This window comes from Streptomyces sp. MAI_2237 (assembly GCF_054189285.1).
The window spans coordinates 1,130,713-1,147,368 of the sequence record NZ_JAJPGQ010000005.1; the positions used below are offsets into that span (position 1 = coordinate 1,130,713).

Annotated in this window: 10 protein-coding genes and 2 pseudogenes; all 12 read left to right on the forward strand. The window is 70.5% G+C overall.

Annotated features, from left to right (window positions below; translation table 11 throughout):
• The first annotated feature begins 318 nt into the window (after window positions 1–318).
• The 12 genes and pseudogenes from LN251_RS33515 to LN251_RS33570 all read left to right on the forward strand — a co-directional run bounded on the left by LN251_RS33515 (window position 319) and on the right by LN251_RS33570 (window position 16,610).
• Entirely contained in the window at window positions 319–1,563 is a 1,245-nt protein-coding gene (locus LN251_RS33515) for an ROK family transcriptional regulator (RefSeq protein WP_458247904.1), read from the forward strand.
• An 11-nt stretch (window positions 1,564–1,574) separates the two neighbouring features.
• On the forward strand, window positions 1,575–3,419 hold the full coding sequence (locus LN251_RS33520) for a glycoside hydrolase (protein ID WP_458247905.1): 1,845 nt from the start codon (window positions 1,575–1,577) through the stop codon (window positions 3,417–3,419).
• Between the two features lie 245 nt (window positions 3,420–3,664).
• A pseudogene (locus LN251_RS33525) lies at window positions 3,665–4,931 on the forward strand (ABC transporter substrate-binding protein).
• Between the two features lie 20 nt (window positions 4,932–4,951).
• Window positions 4,952–5,920: a carbohydrate ABC transporter permease gene (locus LN251_RS33530; protein WP_249838458.1), complete on the forward strand. Its 969-nt coding sequence runs from the start codon at window positions 4,952–4,954 to the stop codon at window positions 5,918–5,920.
• The gene (locus LN251_RS33535) at window positions 5,917–6,786 is read left to right on the forward strand and encodes a carbohydrate ABC transporter permease (protein ID WP_458247906.1); all 870 of its coding nucleotides are present in this window, start codon (window positions 5,917–5,919) and stop codon (window positions 6,784–6,786) included. The genes LN251_RS33530 and LN251_RS33535 overlap by 4 nt, the downstream gene beginning before the upstream one ends.
• A gap of 27 nt (window positions 6,787–6,813) precedes the next feature.
• A pseudogene (locus LN251_RS33540) lies at window positions 6,814–9,715 on the forward strand (glycoside hydrolase family 2 TIM barrel-domain containing protein).
• Window positions 9,716–9,985: 270 nt separating this feature from the next.
• A complete protein-coding gene (locus LN251_RS33545) occupies window positions 9,986–12,181 on the forward strand; it encodes an MMPL family transporter (protein WP_458247907.1) in 2,196 nt (731 codons plus the stop codon).
• A gap of 63 nt (window positions 12,182–12,244) precedes the next feature.
• Window positions 12,245–13,426 carry a sensor histidine kinase gene (locus LN251_RS33550; RefSeq protein ID WP_458247908.1) on the forward strand — a complete coding sequence of 394 codons (1,182 nt, stop codon included), beginning with the start codon at window positions 12,245–12,247 and terminating at the stop codon, window positions 13,424–13,426.
• Window positions 13,427–13,449: 23 nt separating this feature from the next.
• Window positions 13,450–14,148 (forward strand): response regulator, encoded by a 699-nt coding sequence (locus tag LN251_RS33555; protein ID WP_458247909.1) that lies wholly within the window; start codon window positions 13,450–13,452, stop codon window positions 14,146–14,148.
• A 189-nt stretch (window positions 14,149–14,337) separates the two neighbouring features.
• Window positions 14,338–14,994, forward strand: coding sequence for an aggregation-promoting factor C-terminal-like domain-containing protein (locus LN251_RS33560; protein ID WP_458247910.1), 657 nt, complete (start codon window positions 14,338–14,340; stop codon window positions 14,992–14,994).
• 100 nt (window positions 14,995–15,094) lie between these two features.
• Complete coding sequence (gene arsM / locus LN251_RS33565; protein WP_458247911.1) at window positions 15,095–15,874, forward strand: arsenite methyltransferase; 780 nt, start codon at window positions 15,095–15,097, stop codon at window positions 15,872–15,874.
• Between the two features lie 10 nt (window positions 15,875–15,884).
• Entirely contained in the window at window positions 15,885–16,610 is a 726-nt protein-coding gene (locus LN251_RS33570; protein ID WP_458247912.1) for a DUF6348 family protein, read from the forward strand.
• Window positions 16,611–16,656: the final 46 nt, after the last annotated feature.

Genomic DNA, 16,656 nt, shown 5'->3' on the forward strand with positions numbered 1-16,656 from the left:
TGCCTCGTCTCGCTCGCGCCGTAGATACGCGAGGCATGCTAGTACCGGTATCGCTATACGCACTAGGTTGCGAGGCGCGCAACTTGGCGGACTCCGGAGTCGGCATGCCGATCCGCGCCGGCACCGCCCCCTCGGGGGCTTATGCTTACGGCCACGGCAGCCAAGACGGCAGGTCCGGGTTTTTCAACCCTTTCCCAATCCCTTGTCGAAAGTCCCCCGCAGGCCATAACCTTGCGCCGCGCCGGTGCTGGTGTTCACTGCCGACCCGGCCGGTACCGGCCTGGGAAGGGATGGGGACGAACGTCAGTGAAGACTCCAGTGAAGCGCACATCGCGTGACATCCGAACCGCGAACCGCTACGAGGTGCTGCGCCAGATCATCGCCGAGTCTCCCACCTCCCGCCAGGAGCTGGCGGCCGCCACGGGCCTGAGCCTGGCCACCGTCGCCACACTCGTCGGCGAACTCCTCGACCTGCGCATGATCACCGAGGTCGGCTTTGAGGACTCGGCGGGCGGCCGCCCCCGGGGCCTGGTGGCCGTCAACACCTCGGGCGGCGCCCTGATCGGCGTCGACATCGCGGAGACGTACGTCCGCGTCGAGCTCTTCGACCTCGGGCTGAACGTCCTGGCCCGCGCCATGGAGGAGATGCGGCCCGGCGAGAACCGGCCCGAGCAGGTCGTCGGCCATGTCGCCGCGGCCGTCGGCGCCGTCGTCACCCAGGCCGGCGTGGAGGGCGCCCGGGTGCTGGGCGTCGGAGTGAGCGTGCCCGGGCAGGTGGACCGCGCCACGGGCATCTCCGAGTACGCGCCCAACTGGGACTGGCACGATGTGCCACTGCTCGACCTGCTCTCCGAGGTCATCGCCTACCCCCTCCACCTGGACAACCCGTTGCGCGCCTGCGCGGTGGCCGAGCTGTGGTTCGGGGCCGCGCGCGGGCGCCGCGACGCCGTGGTGGTCAACCTCGGCACCGGCGTGGGTGCCGGCCTGATCCTGGACGGCGCGCTGCACCGGGGCGTGAGCAACAGCGCCGGCGAGTGGGGACACAACACGATCGTCCTGGACGGCCGGCTGTGCCACTGCGGCAACCACGGCTGCGTGGAGACGTATGTCGGGGCCCCCGGGATCATGCTGAACCTGCGCGAACTCAGCCCGCGCAGTACGCTGTTGCACCCCGAGGACCAGACGGCCACCATCGACGCGCTCGCCGCGGCGGTCGCCGCGCACGACCCGGAGGCCGTCAAGGTCGTCCGGGACACGGCCCGTTACCTCGGCGCGGGCATCGCCGACCTGGTCAACCTGTTCAACCCCGAAGTGGTCGTCCTGAGCAGCTGGGTCGCCAAAAAACTGGCCGAGCCGCTGCTGGACGAGGTGCGCGCCGCCGTCGGGCGGCACGCGCTGAAGCGGCCGATGGCCGCCACCGAGATCGTCCTCTCCCCCATCCCCACCGACCCGGTGTGCCTGGGCGCGGCCACGTTCGCGCTCGAAGGGGCCCTGCAGTCGGTGAGCCAGAGGACGGGCAGACGCACCACCCCCGCAAGGAGCCGTACCGCACCACCTTCATGACGACGGAAGGGATGCACGTGACTCACCCCCACCGCAGGAGACCGCTCCTGCTGACGGCCGCGGCCGCGCTCGCCGTCACCGGCCCCCTGATATCCGCCCCGACCGCCTCGGCCGCCACCCCCACGGCGGCCGAGGTCTCCCCCCACGCCGCCCAGAGAATCGACGACATCGGCGCCTCGGGCGCCTGGTGGGTCAACGACCTGCAGCACTTCGCGCCCGACGTGCAGGCCCGGGTGGCGAAGCTGCTGTTCTCCAGGCAGGGCCTCGCCCTGTCCTCCTACCGCTACAACATCGGCGGCGGCGGAGTCGCGGTCACCACCCCGGCCCGCGCCGCCGAGGACTTCCTGAACGCCGACGGCTCCTACGACTGGAGCAGGGACAAGGGCGGCCGGACCTTCCTCAAGTACGCCGCGAAGTACGGCGTCAAGGACCTGATCGGGTTCGTCAACAGCGCACCGGCCGCATGGACCACCAACGGGCAGAGCTGCGGCGGGCAGTTGAAGGCCGAGAACGAGGGCGACTACGCCAAGTACGTCGCCGACGTCACCGACCACTTCGCCCGCCAGGGCGTCAAGCTGGACTACATCAGCCCCTTCAACGAGCCCGACAACGACTTCGGTTCGTGCGGCCAGGAGGGCATGAAGGTCACGGTCGACCAACGCGACGACATCGTCCGGACGTTGGGCGCCGAGCAGCGGGCCCGCAAGCAGAAGACGTCGATCATCGCCGACGAGTCCAGCCAGACCACCCAGTTCGTCTCCGAGCTGCCCCAGTGGATCTCACAGCCGGGGACGCGGCAGTACGTGTCGGCGCTCGCCCACCACACGTACAACAATCCGAACGACGGACAGCTCGCCAACGTCTACGAGACGTCGAGGGCCGTCGGCCAGAAGTCCTGGGCCACCGAGATCTGCTGCTTCGGCAAGGGCTCGACGGGCTGGAACCAGGAGTACGACCCCACCATCGACAACGCCCTGCTGATGTCGCGGATCATCTACAAGGACTTCGCGAGCGCCCACGACTCGGCCTTCCAGTGGTGGGTGGCGCTGGCCAGCGGCTACGGCACCTCCCCCACCGAGAAGAACGAAGCCGGCTGGAACGACGGACTGGTCTACTACGACCCCGACTACGCGACGAACGGCAACCAGAACCTGTACTTCACCAAGCGGTACTACGCGCTCGGCCAGTACAGCAAGTTCGTCCGGCCGGGCTCGGTCGCGCACAACGTGACCGGGGCGCCGGACGGGGTCGAGGTCTCCTCCTACGACTCCGGCGGCAAGTGGGTGGTCGTGGTCAACAACCACAACACCACCGACACACCGCTGAGTCTGCACTTCAACAGCAGGAATCCGGCACGGGCCACCCAGGCCGTGCGGACCTCGGCGACCGAGGACTGGGCCAAGGTGGGCAAGCCGTCGGTGAGCGGCGGCACGGTCTCGGCCACCCTCGCCGCGCGTTCCGTCACGACGTACGTCTTCGACCAGAAGGGCCGGGGCAGTACGGCGGTCACGGGCGCCCTGGCGGGCACGCAGTCCGGCAAGTGCCTGACCGCGGACGCCTCGGGAGCCGCCATCAGCACCTGCACGGGCGGGGCGGAACAGTTGTGGTCGTACGACGGAAAGGGCGCCCTGAAGAGTGTGAACGGCTATCTGACGGCCGGGAGTTCGGGGCTGACGACGACCCCCGACTTCACCGGGGACGCGTCCCAGCGCTGGCTGCTCAACGCCAACGGCCAGATCCTCAGCGAGGCGTCCGGCAAGTGCCTGGACGTCAGCGGACAGGCGACCGCCGACGGCAGTGGAGTGATCCTCTACAGCTGCAACGGCGGCGGCAACGAGGCGTGGTCCCGGCAGTGACCTCGTAGCACTCGCCGTTTCGAGGGCCGCCGGCCACCCCTGGCCGGCGGCCCTCACTTATCTCAACTCCCATGGAAAGTGCTTGCGTTCGGCATGCCGAACGGCAGACAACATTTCGCGCAGACTTCGTCCAACCCCTTGCCTAAGCCCTGATCGAAAGCTTAGCGTCCGGCCCTGCAATCAGATTCGAGCCACCGGGCGCTGAGCCGCAGAGCCGCAGCCGCACTCGAGACAAGGACGTCAGCATGTCGGCATTGAGCAACGACAACTTCTCCCGCCGGTCCCTCTTCCGGGCCGCCGCGGGCATGGCCGCCGCCGGCACCCTCGCCGCGTGCGGCAGCAACAACGGGCGGGGCGGGAGCGGTGGGTCCGGCACCCAGCTCGTGCAGTACTTCCACGCCTACGGCGAGGCGGGCACCGAGCAGGCCATCAAGCGGTACGCGGCGGCGTACAAGAAGGCCGGCGTCAGCACCAACTGGATCACGGGCAACAACTTCGAGGCGAAGCTCTTCTCCGCGCTGCTCACCAAGCAGGCCCCCGGACGTCTTCGAGTTCCACCCGCAGCTGCAGATGGTCAAGAGCGGCCAGGTCGCCGACCTCAGCGACCTCATCGACCCGGTGAAGGACGACTTCAACCCGAACGACATCAAGTCGCACACGGTCGACGGCAAGATCTACGGCATCCGGATGATCGACGACCCGCAGTTCTTCTACTACCGCAAGTCGATGCTGGAGAAGGCCAAGGTCGACGTCCCGACCACGCTCGACGAGCTGCTGGACGCGGCGGCCAAGCTCACCACCGACAAGGTCAAGGGCGTCTTCCTCGGCAACGACTTCACGGCGATCCAGAACAACCTGATCTTCTCGGCCGGCGCGGAGACCCTCGACGCGAGCAACAAGATCGGGTACCACACGGACGGCGTCGTCGAGGGCCTGAAGAAGCTGCGCACGCTGTTCACCAGCGGCCACGTGCTGCTGGACGCCCCCACCGACTTCTGGGACCCCTCGGCCCTCAACCAGGGTCTGTGCGCGATCCAGTGGGGCGGCATGTGGTCGATGCCGGCCATGCAGAAGGCCCTCGGCGACGACCTGGGTATCTTCCCGTTCCCGAAGATCGGCAGCGCAGGCAAGCTGTCGGTCTACAACGGCGGCTGGTCGATCTTCGTCAACGCCAAGAGCAAGAACGTCGACGCCGCCAAGGAATACGTCAAGTGGCTGTGGATCGACCAGAAGAAGTACCAGGAGGACTGGGCGCTGTCCTACGGCTTCCACATCCCGCCGCGCACCTCGATAGCCAACTCGGCCACCAAGCTCAAGTCGGGTCTGCCCGCCGAGGCGGTCAAGCTCTTCACCGACTACGGCCACTTCGACAACATCGGCTTCGACCAGGTGATGATCACCGCGTTCAACGACGTGATCGCATCCTCCGTGCGCAAGAACGGCAACCCGGAGGCGGCGCTCGACGCCTGCGACAAGAAGGTCAACGTCGAACTCAAGAAGCTGTTCGGATAGGCCGCCGGGCGGACCACGACATGTCGACCACCACCACACGCGGGGTCGCCCAGCCCGCCCCGGCCAAGGCCTCCCAGGCCCGGCCGCGGCGGGGCCTGCGGGGCAACCCGACGCTCAACTTCTGGCTCTTCACCGGCCCCTTCCTCATCGGCCTGGTGATCTTCGTCTTCGTGCCGATCGTCTGGAGCATCTGGCTCAGCTTCTTCGACGCCCGGTACACGGTCACGCCGAGCAACTTCATCGGCCTCGACAACTACAAGCAGATCCTGACCAACAGCAACTTCCCCGACTCGTTGCTGACGTTCAGCGTGTTCGCCGCCTTCATCGTGCCGACGACCTGGGCCCTGTCGCTGGGGCTGGCACTGCTGGTGAACCAGCTGCGTTTCATGCGGGCCTTCTTCCGCTCGGTGTTCTTCCTGCCGACCGCCGTGTCCTACGTCGCCGCCGCGCTGATCTGGAAGATGTCCATCTTCAGCGGCGTCCGCTTCGGTCTGATGAACACCGTCCTCGGCTGGTTCGGCGTCGACAACATCGCCTACCTGGCGGACCCGACCCCGCCCTGGTACTGGCTGGTCATCGTGACCCTGCGCCTGTGGATCCAGTCCGGGTTCTACATGATCCTCTTCCTGGCGGCGTTGCAGAACATCCCGGCCGAGCTGTACGAGGCCGCCGCCATCGACGGCGCCAAGAAGGGCTGGCAGACCTTCCGGTACATCACGCTGCCGCAGCTGCGGGCCACCTCGACCGCGGTGATCCTGCTGCTGCTGATCGCCGCCTACCAGGCGTTCGACGAGTTCTTCAACATCATCGGCACCAAGGCGACCTGGGCCCAGACACCGCTCATGGAGCTCTACAAGGCAGCACTCGGGACCAACCAGGACTACGGCGCCGGCAGCGCCGGCGCGGTCATCCTGTCCCTGCTCATCTGCCTCGTCACCCTGGTCCAGGGCAAGTTCATGGGCTTCGGAAGGGGGGATGAGTCCAAGTGACCACCACCGCACCTCATCAGGTCGGCAAGCAGCACAAGAAGGCCCGGGGGATCCTCGGCAACACGGGACTGTACTTCTCCGTCGGCGTCGCGGCCCTGCTGTTCCTGGTCCCGTTCTACCTGATCTTCCGCAACGCCCTCTCCACAGACCCGGAGATCACGGGCGAGAACTGGAAGCTGCTGCCGTCGTTCCAGTGGGCCAACGTCTCCGAGCTGTTCGACGATCCCACGGTCGAGTTCGGCCGCTCTATGGTGAACTCCCTCATCGTCGCCGTCCTGACCACCCTCGGCACCCTTCTGGTCTGCTCCCTGGCCGGCTACGGCCTGGCCCGCATCCCCTACAAGCACGCCAACAAGGTCTTCTACGCGGTCCTCGCGACCCTCATGGTCCCCACGGCCGTCACCTTCGTGCCCAGCTTCGTGCTGGTCTCGTCCCTCGGCTGGGTGGACACCTACCGCGGCCTGATCATCCCGGGGCTGTTCAGTGGTTTCACGTGCTTCCTTTTCCGGCAGTACTTCCTGGGATTCCCCAAGGAGCTGGAGGAGGCGGCACGCGTGGACGGGCTCGGTTACTGGGGTGCGTACTGGCGGATCGTCGTACCCAACTCGCTGAACTTCTTCGCGGCGATCGCCACGATCACCTTCATCAGCGCCTGGAACTCCTTCCTGTGGCCCCTGGTCATCGGACAGGACCCGAGTTCCTGGACCGTCCAGATCGCCCTGTCCTCCTTCATGACGAACCAGACGGTCAACTTCCACCTGATCTTCATGGCCACCGCCATCTCCATCCTGCCCCTGATCTTCGTGTTCCTCTTCCTCCAGCGCTGGCTGGTGCAGGGGATCGCGCAGACCGGTATCAAGGGCTGACGCCCTCCACTCACGACCTGGAGACCGATGTCTTTCCGTACCACCTCCCCCACTCTCGGCTCCGCTCGAGCGGGGGGACCCCCATGCTTCGACTACGTCGAGGACGTCTCGCCCGGCAGCGGGGCCCTTCCGCCCCGTGCCTGGTACGCGTCCTCCGACGCGACGTCACTCTCGCTCAACGGCAGCTGGCGGCTGCGTGTGTCGCCGACCGCCGACGCCGAGGACGACTCGTTCGCCGAGCCCGGCTTCGACGCCGGGGACTGGGGCGAGGTCACGGTCCCGGGTCACTGGGTGCTCCAGGGCGACGGCGCCTTCGGTCTGCCGATCTACACCAACCACCTCTACCCCTTCCCGGTCGACCCGCCGCGCGTCCCGACGGAGAACCCGACCGGCGACCACCTGCGCGTCTTCGACCTGCCCGCCGACTGGCCGGCCGAGGGCGGGGCGGTGCTCCGCTTCGACGGCGTGGAGTCCTGCGCCCGTGTCTGGCTGAACGGCACGGACATCGGCGAGTTCAAGGGCTCCCGGCTGCCGCACGAGTTCGCCGTCGGGCACCTGCTCAAGCCGAGCGGCAACGTGCTCGCCGTCCGCGTCCACCAGTGGTCGGCCGGCTCCTACCTGGAGGACCAGGACCAGTGGTGGCTGCCCGGCATCTTCCGTGACGTAACGCTGCTGCACCGCCCGGTGGGCAGCGCGCTCGACTTCTTCGTGCACGCCTCCTACGACCACGCCATGGGCGAGGGCACCCTGCGCGTCGACTCCGACGTCGACGGGCGGGTGCTCGTGCCCGCCCTGGACATCGATGTCGAGACGGGCACGACGGTCACGGTCCCGGTCCAGCCGTGGTCGGCCGAGGTGCCGAAGCTGTACGACGGCGAGCTGGTCACCGAGGGCGAACGGGTCCCGCTGCGCATCGGATTCCGTACCGTGGAGCTGGCCGACGGCCTGATCAAGGTCAACGGCCGGCCGGTGCTCTTCAAGGGCGTCAACCGCCACGAGTGGCACCCGGAGCAGGGCCGCGCCCTGGACCTGGAGACGATGCGCGAGGACGTGCTGCTGATGAAGCGGCACAACCTCAACGCCGTGCGCACCTCCCACTACCCGCCGCACCCCGCCTTCCTCGACCTGTGCGACGAGTTGGGCCTGTGGGTCATCGACGAGTGCGACCTGGAGACCCACGGCTTCACCGAGCAGGCCCTGGCGGGACAACCCCGTCGACGACGACCGCTGGACCCCGGCCCTCCTCGACCGCGCCGAGCGCATGGTGGAGCGGGACAAGAACCATCCGTCGGTGGTCATCTGGTCGCTGGGCAACGAGGCCGGCACCGGGCGTGGCCTGACCGCGATGGCCGAGTGGATCCACGGCCGGGACTCCTCCCGCCTCGTGCACTACGAGGGCGACTGGAACTGCCGTGACACGGACGTCTATTCGCGGATGTACGCCTCGCACGCCGAGGTCGAGGCCATCGGCAAGGACCTGGACGGCGGCACGCACAAGCGTCGCGAACTGCCCTTCATTCTCTGCGAGTACGGGCACGCCATGGGCAACGGCCCCGGCGGCATCGCCGACTACCAGCGGCTGTTCGACTCCTACGACCGCCTCCAGGGCGGCTTCATCTGGGAGTGGATCGACCACGGCGTCAAGCACGCCGAGCTGGGCTACGCCTACGGCGGCGACTTCGGCGAGGAGCTGCACGACGGCAACTTCGTGTGCGACGGCCTGATCTTCCCGGACCGGCGCCCCTCCCCCGGCCTGCTGGAGTTCAAGAAGGTCATCGAGCCCGTCTCCCTCGAGCCGTCCGACGGCACCGTGCGGGTGACGAACAAGCAGGACTTCGCCGACCTTTCGGCCTTCGCCTTCGAGTGGTCGTACCAAGTGGACGGCGAGACCGCCGGATCGGGCGCCCTGGCCGTGCCCGCGCTCGGCCCGGGCGAGTCGGCGGAGGTCAAGCTGCCCGAACCGCCGCACGGGCACACGGGCGCCGAGACCCTGTGGACGGTGCGGGCGTCGCTGGCGGCCGATGCCTCCTGGGCGCCGAAGGGTCACGAGGTGGCCTGGGGCCAGGTGACCGTGGCAGCGCGGCCGTTGCCGGTGGTGTCCGCGAGCGCGGCACCGGTGGCCGACGGCGGTGTGATCACGCTCGGCCCGGCCGCGTTCGACGCCCGCAGCGGGGCGCTGAGGTCCATCGGCGGTGTCGCGGTCAGCGGCCTGCGGCTGGACGTGTGGCGGGCGACGACCGACAACGACGAGGGCGCGGAGTGGCAGTCCGACACCCGGTACGCGCAGCTGTGGCGCAAGTTCGGCCTGCACCGTATGCGGCACCGGCTGGACTCCGTCGAGCTCGACGGTGACGCGCTGACCGTGCGTACCCGGGTGGCGCCCGCCGCCTGGGAGTTCGGCCTCGCCACCGTGTACCGGTGGACCTCGGACGGCGACCGTCTGAAGCTGACGGTGTCCGTGGGCCCGGAGGGCGAGTGGCCGGTGCCGCTGCCCCGGCTGGGTGTCCGGTTCGGACTTCAGGGGGCCGACGCGGTGACGTGGTACGGCGGCGGCCCCGGCGAGGGCTACCCCGACACCAAGTCGGCCTCGCGGGTGGCGCGTTGGGAGTCGACCGTGGACGGCATGCAGACGCCGTACCTGCGTCCGCAGGAGAACGGGGCGCGTGCCGACGTGCGCTGGGCGGAGATCGGCGGGCTGCGCGTGGAGGGCGACCCGGAGTTCTTCCTCACCGCCCGGCGCTGGACGACCGAGCAGCTGGACGCGGCCACCCACCTCACCGACCTGACGCCCGGCGAGACGGTGTGGGTCAATCTCGACCACGGCCTGCACGGCATCGGCACCGGGTCCTGCGGGCCCGGCGTGCTGCCCCCGTACTGGCTGCGGGCCGAGCCGGCCGAGTTCTCCTTCGTGTTCTCGGCCACCGGGTGACACGATCCGGGTGACCTTCGCAATGCGGCCGTCCCGTCCTCGCCGGCGGGGCGGCCGCGTCATGCCGCCGTCAGGAACGGGGAGGTGCTCGGGGAGGACTACCAGGTCGTCGAGGCCTACGCCCTTCGGCTCTTGGTCGCCGGGGTACTGCGATCGCAGCAGGCGCAAGTGTCTGCGGACGGCCGACGACGACAGGACGTGGGGCTGCGAGCGTGAGGACGGGCCGTGATCGGCGGCCCGATCGTGGCGTATCCCCCGAAAGGCTCGTCGATGTCCCCTCTCGCCCGCTGGTGCCACCGGCACCGGCTCGCCGTCGTCCTGGTCTGGGTGGGCCTGCTGCTCGCCCTCGGGGCCGGGGCCGGTGCGGCCGGCAGTGCCTTCGGCAACAGCCCGACCTCCCAGAACACCGACTCGGCCAAGGCGACGGCCCTGCTGCAGCGAGCCTCCGACAGCGCGGCGGGCAAGAGCGGCCGGGTCGTCTGGCAGGTCGACGACGGCAGGGTCACCGATCCGACGGCCGAGAAGGCCATGGCGGGCGCGCTGGGCCGTATCGCCGACGCGCCGGGCGTCGCCTCCGTCACCAGCCCCTTCACGGCCGCGGGCCGGGCGCAGGTCAGCGGGGACGGCCGCACCGCCTACGCCACCGTCGCGTTCGACCGCGAGGCGGCCGACGGGCAGATCGCCCACGTCGAGGATCTGGCGACCGCCCCGGAGTCGGGGAACCTGCGCATCGCGCTGAACGGGCAGGCGTTCACCGTCGCCCCCGCGCCGAATCCGGTCGCCGACGCCATGGGCATCGCACTGGCCTTCGTGGTGCTGCTGTGCGTCTTCCGCGCGGTGTGGGTCGCGGTGCTGCCGATCGTGACGGCCGTCGTCGGCGTCGGCACCTCCGCGGTCGCGGTGATCCTGCTCAGCCACGTCATCACGCTGTCCGACACGACGCTGACCCTCGGTTCCCTGATCGGCCTGGGCGTGGGGATCGACTACGCCCTGTTCGTCGTCAACCGGCACCGCGCCCACCTGAAGGCGGGTATGGGAGTGGCCGAGTCGATCGCCAAGTCGCTGAACACGTCGGGGCGGGCGGTGGTGTTCGCCGGGCTGACCGTCGTGGTCGCGCTGCTCGGGATGCTCACCCTGAACGTCGGCATCATCAACGGCATGGCCGTCGGCGCGGCCGTCACCGTCGTCCTGACGGTGCTGGCCGCCATCACCCTGCTGCCGGCGCTGCTCGCCATGATCGGCCTGCGGGTCCTCGGGCGCGCCGAGCGCCGGGCTGTGGCCGCCGGCGCGGTCGCGCCCGCTGACGGAGCCGGACTGTGGGGGCGGTGGGCCGCGCGGGTCCAGGCCCGGCCCAGGGCTCTCGGCCTGGTCGCCCTGGCCGTGCTGGCGGCGCTCGCGTTTCCCACGCTGTCGCTGCGGCTCGGTGCCTCCGACGACGGCAACCTGCCCACGACGTCCACGAACCGGCAGGCGTACGACATGATCGCGGACGGGTTCGGACCCGGCTTCAACGGCCCGCTCGTCCTCGCCGTGCAGGCGCCCACCGCCGCCGCCAAGGCCGCCGAGGCGCGGCTCATCACCGACCTGCGGCAGGTCGACGGGGTCGCCGATGTCGGCGCGCCCCCCATGGCCGAGGGGCGGACGGTCGGCGTGATCTCCGTGGTGCCGACGACCTCCCCGCAGTCGGCGGCCACCTCCGATCTGATCGACCGCCTGCGCAAGGACGTGATCCCGCCGGTGGAGCGGGGCACGTCCCTGAAGGTGTACGTCGGCGGCACCACCGCGAGCAACGACGACTTCGCCTCGGTGCTGATGGCCAAGCTCCCGGTGTTCGTGCTGGTGATCGCCGCGCTCGGGTTCCTGCTGCTGACCGTCGCCTTCCGCAGCCTGCTGGTCCCGGCCGTGGGCGCCGTACTGAACGTGCTGAGCATCGGGGTGGCGTTCGGCGCGATCGTCGTCGTCTTCCAGTACGGTTTCGGGTCCTCGCTTCTCGGGCTGGGCGCCGCCGGGCCGATCGAGTCGTTCGTGCCGATCCTGGTCGTCGGCATCATGTTCGGGCTGTCCATGGACTACCAGGTCTTCCTGGTCAGCCGGATGCGTGAGGAGTGGGCCCGCACCGGTGACAGCCATCGGGCGGTGCGGGTCGGGCAGGCCGAGACCGGCCGGGTGATCGCCGTCGCCGCCACCATCATGTTCTGCGTCTTCGGCTCCTTCGTCTTCGGCGGCATGCGGGTGATCTCGGAGTTCGGCGTCAGTCTCGCCGTGGCCGTCGCCCTCGACGCGCTGCTGATCCGGATGGTGGTCGTCCCGGCGCTCATGCACCTGTGCGGACGGGCGAACTGGTGGCTGCCCCGCCGGCTGGACGCGGCCCTGCCGCGGGTGTCCGTGGAAGGCCCCGCGGACGACGAGCCGGCCCCGGCGCACCACCTGGATCGAAGGCCGCAGCCCGCCGGACTGGCCGACTAGGGCACCCGGCGCCCGGCGGGGCGGGCCGGCTTCCGGCTGGTCCGCGCTCCTTACAGTGAGGGAATGGACGTGGGAACGGTGTGGCGGCGGTGGTCGGCCGGACATGAACGGATCAGGGACGCGCTGCCCGCGGTCCCGGTGGTCCTGATCGCCGCGGCCGCGACGGCCGTGGGCCCCTCGGGCTGGCGGGAGCCGCGCTGGGCGGAGGTGGCGTGGACGGCGCTGTCCTGTCTGCCGCTGGTCGTCCGCAGCCGCCGGCCGCTGGGCGTCGCCCTTCTCACCCTGGCCGTCGATCTCACGCTGATGGCCTTCTCCCCGCACACGGCGGCCACTCCGGCGGCGAGCCTGGTCGCCCTGTACACGCTCGCCGACCGGGGCAGCAGGCGCACGGCGTGGATCGTCGGCGTCGCCGCCGCCGTGGCGGTCACCGGTGTCTTCGCCGCCACCCACGCGGAGTCCCTGCTGGGGGCGAGCGGTCTGCTGCGGTTCGACTTCGTGATCGCGGCCACCGCCCTGGGCCGTGCCGTGCGCGGCCGCCGCGAGCATCTGACGGAGGCGAGGGCGCGGGCGGAGCGCGCCGAGCGCACGCGTGAGGAGGAGGCCCGGCGCCGGGTCACCGAGGAGCGTGTGCGCATCGCGCGCGATCTGCACGACGTGGTCGCGCACCACATCACCCTCGTCAACGCCCAGGCAGGGGTGGCCCACCATCTGATGCGCACCGACCCCGACCGGGCGTACGAGGCCCTGGCCCACATCACGGACAACAGCCGCGCCGCGCTGGACGAACTGCGTGCCACCGTCGGCCTGTTGCGGCAGCCGGACGACGCACCGGGCTCCCGCGCGCCGATCCCCCGCCTGGCCGACCTCGACCCGCTGGTCGCCGGGATCCGGGCCGGCGGGCTGCCGGTGTCGGTGACCCGGACCGGCAGCGCCTGCCCGCTGGCGCCCGCCACCGAGCTGACGGCCTACCGCATCGTCCAGGAGTCTTTGACCAACGCCCACAAGCACGCGTCCGCGACCCGGGCCGAGGTCATCCTGGACTACGGCCCGCTCGCGCTGCGGATCACCGTGACCGACGACGGACGCCCCGGTCCGCCCAAGGGCACGGGCGGCGGTCACGGTCTGGTCGGCATGCGGGAGCGGGCCACCGCGATCGGCGGCAGCGTCACCGCGGGCCCACGCCCCGAAGGCGGCTTCCGGGTCGTCGCCGAACTGCCGCTGTCCCTCGCCCCCGCCCCGCTCTGAGACCCCCCGAGGAAGCACCGCCGATGACGATTCGCGTCCTGCTCGCCGACGACCAGGCCCTGCTGCGCGGCACCTTCCGGCTGCTCATCGACGCCCAGCCGGACATGGAGGTCGTCGCGGAGGCCGCCGACGGCGCGGAGGCGGTGCGGCTGGCGCGTTCCGAGCGGGCCGACATCGTGGTGATGGACATCCGGATGCCCGGGGTCGACGGTATCGAGGCGACCCGCCTGATCGGCCGGGACGAGGACCTGACCGGCGTCAAGGTCCTCGTCCTGACCACCTTCGAGGAGGACGAGTTCGTCATCGAGGCCCTGCGGGCGGGCGCGAGCGGGTTCCTCGGCAAGGGCGTCGAGCCCGCCCAGCTCCTCGACGCCGTCCGCCTGGTCACCGCCGGAGAGGCACTGCTGTCGCCGGCGGCCACCAAGGGGCTCATCGCGCGCGTCCTCGACCAGCCCTCGGCGGGCGACCTCGTCGACCCCGACCGGCTGGCCGCGCTCACTCCCCGGGAGCGCGAGGTGCTGACGCTGGTGGGCCAGGGCCTGTCCAACGACGAGATCGCCGAACGCCTCTTCGTCACCCCGGTCACCGCAAAGACCCACGCCAACCGGGCCATGACGAAACTGGGCGCCCGCGACCGCGCCCAGCTCGTCGTCATCGCCTACGAGACCGGTCTGGTGCGCGCCGGCCGGCGTGCGGACCCGGGGGCGGCGCCCACCGGGTGACACCGGCCCGCGGCTCCCCGTTCCGGCGAAGGGGGCTCGCGGGTGTCGCCTCAGATGTGAGCATCCACACCTCCTTCACCATTGCGCGCCCTGCCACGGCGCGGCAGAGTGTTCCAACTGCGGGATGCGTGAGGCGAGTTGCCCGCGCCTCCAGGGCAAGGCGCCACGGACCACCCGGAAGGAAGACCAGTGAGCCCGATCTCGGTCCGCGGATTCGCGGTGGCCTCGGCCTCCGCGGTCACCGCCGTCGGAAGCGTTGTAGGCGTCGCCTCGGGCAGCGCCGCGCAGCCGGGCGGCGCCGAGGCCGGCGCGGCCGACGCGACGCTGCTCGCGGACATTCCGGCGGGCCGGCAGGCCCAGGTGCAGACCGAGTCCCTGGCGATGCAGGCCGACGCGCAGGCCGTGCAGGCGGACGCCGGTGCCAGGAAAGAGGCCGAGGAGGCCGCCCGCAAGGCCGCCGCCAGGACGGCCACGGCGAAGAAGGAAGCCGCGAAGCGCGCCGAGACCAAGAGCGCCGCCAGCCGCGGCACCGCTGTCTCCCTGCAGCGGACGTACTCCGTCGCCGAGCTTCAGGCGCTGGCCCGGCAGATCGTGCCCAGCGGGCAGTACCAGTGCTTCAGCAACATCGTGGAGCGCGAGTCCAGCTGGAACATGCACGCCATGAACGCCTCGTCCGGCGCCTACGGCCTCGTGCAGGCCCTGCCCGCGTCCAAGTACGCCACGGTCGGCGCCGACTGGCAGACGAACCCCGCGACCCAGATCAAGTGGGGGCTCAACTACATGAACGCCGCCTACGGCAGCCCCTGCGACGCCTGGGCGTTCTGGCAGGTCCACCACGCGTACTGAGGCACCCCCGGCCCCCTCCCTGCCTGCTTCGACGGACTTCTATGTTGACGTCCGTCGATCCAAGGCGCAGGCTTGCGTCAAGGAACCCTGGGGGTGCGTCATGAACGAGCAGTCCACCGATCTGCGCGAAGCGGTCCGTCGCCGGTACGCGGCGGCGGCCGTCCAGGTCACCGAGGGTGCGGCCGCCTGCTGCGGGCCCGAGCCGGTCGAGGTCGACGCCGACTTCGGCTCCTCGCTGTACGCCGCGGACGAGCGCGACGCCCTGCCCGTGGAGGCCGTCGCCGCCTCCCTCGGCTGCGGCAACCCGACCGCCGTGGCGGAGCTGCGCGCCGGCGAGCGCGTCCTGGATCTCGGCTCCGGCGGCGGCATCGACGTCCTGCTGTCCGCCCGTCGCGTCGGGCCGACCGGCACGGCGTACGGGCTGGACATGACCGACGAGATGCTCGAACTGGCCGTGGCCAACGCGGCGAAGGCCGGCGCGCGGAACGTGGAGTTCCTCAAGGGCACCATCGAGGCGATCCCGCTGCCCGCGAACACCGTCGACGTGGTGATCTCCAACTGCGTGATCAACCTGTCCACGGACAAGGCGGCCGTGTTCGCCGAGACCTTCCGCGTGCTGCGGCCCGGCGGCCGGATCGGCGTGTCCGACATCGTCTCGGACGACACGCTCACCGTCGAGCAGCGTGCCGAGCGCGGCGACTACGTCGGCTGCATCGCCGGCGCCCTGTCCTTCGCCGAATACCGCGCGGGCCTCGAAGCCGCGGGTTTCACCGGCATAGAGATCACCCCGACCCATCCGGTCGCCGACGGCATGCACTCCGCCCTGATCCGTGCCGTCAAGCCCGCCGAGGCCGGCAACGGGTCCGGTCGGCTCCCGTAAGATCCACCGCATGCCCTGGATACGACGGCGTGCGCGCGGCGCGCGGCCTGCCGAGGATCGCCTGCCCGACCTGGAGTTCCTCGCCCTCGTGCAGGCGAGTCTCGAGGAGTACGCGCCCGGTGCGACCCAGGGCTCCACGCTCAAGGGCAACTCGCTGAGCAGTCCGCGGGGATGGGCGGTGGGCGTGGCACCGCCGGATCACGGCGGCGGGCACCACTACGACCTCGTCGCACTGCCGGACGTGAGCATCCAGCCGGACGTCCCCTGCTTCGCCGACTGCGTCGTGGCGATGTCCGGCGATCCGCGCCGCGCGGCCGACACGTGGGTGCGGACCGCAGGTGCCTGCATGCTCGAACTCCTCGACCCGCGCGGGCGCTTCGCCGACCACACGGACCCCGATGACGAGCGCGGCGTGCCCGGCCGGCACATGATCGCCTCCGGCGTGGTCGGGCTCGGCGTCGACCCCGCGGAGAGCCGGCGCCTGCAGACCGCCCTGCTCGACGCGAACGTGCTGCACCGCGTCGCCCACGCCTTCGTCCAGGACCTGCAGTCGCCGTTCTTCGACGGGGTCAAGGTCTTCTACGGGGGCCGGCCCGGCGCGATGCACGCCGAGATCCGCGTCAACGGGGAGCGGCACGAACCCGCCTCGGCCGCCATGGCGGAACTGGGCCTGCCCGAGCCGACGGTGTTCACGGCCGTCCGCCACTACGCGCTGCTCCTCCCGGCGGACAGCTGACGGCCGGCCGGGCTCGCTGTGCGGCATCTGGCCGACCCCGGCGCGA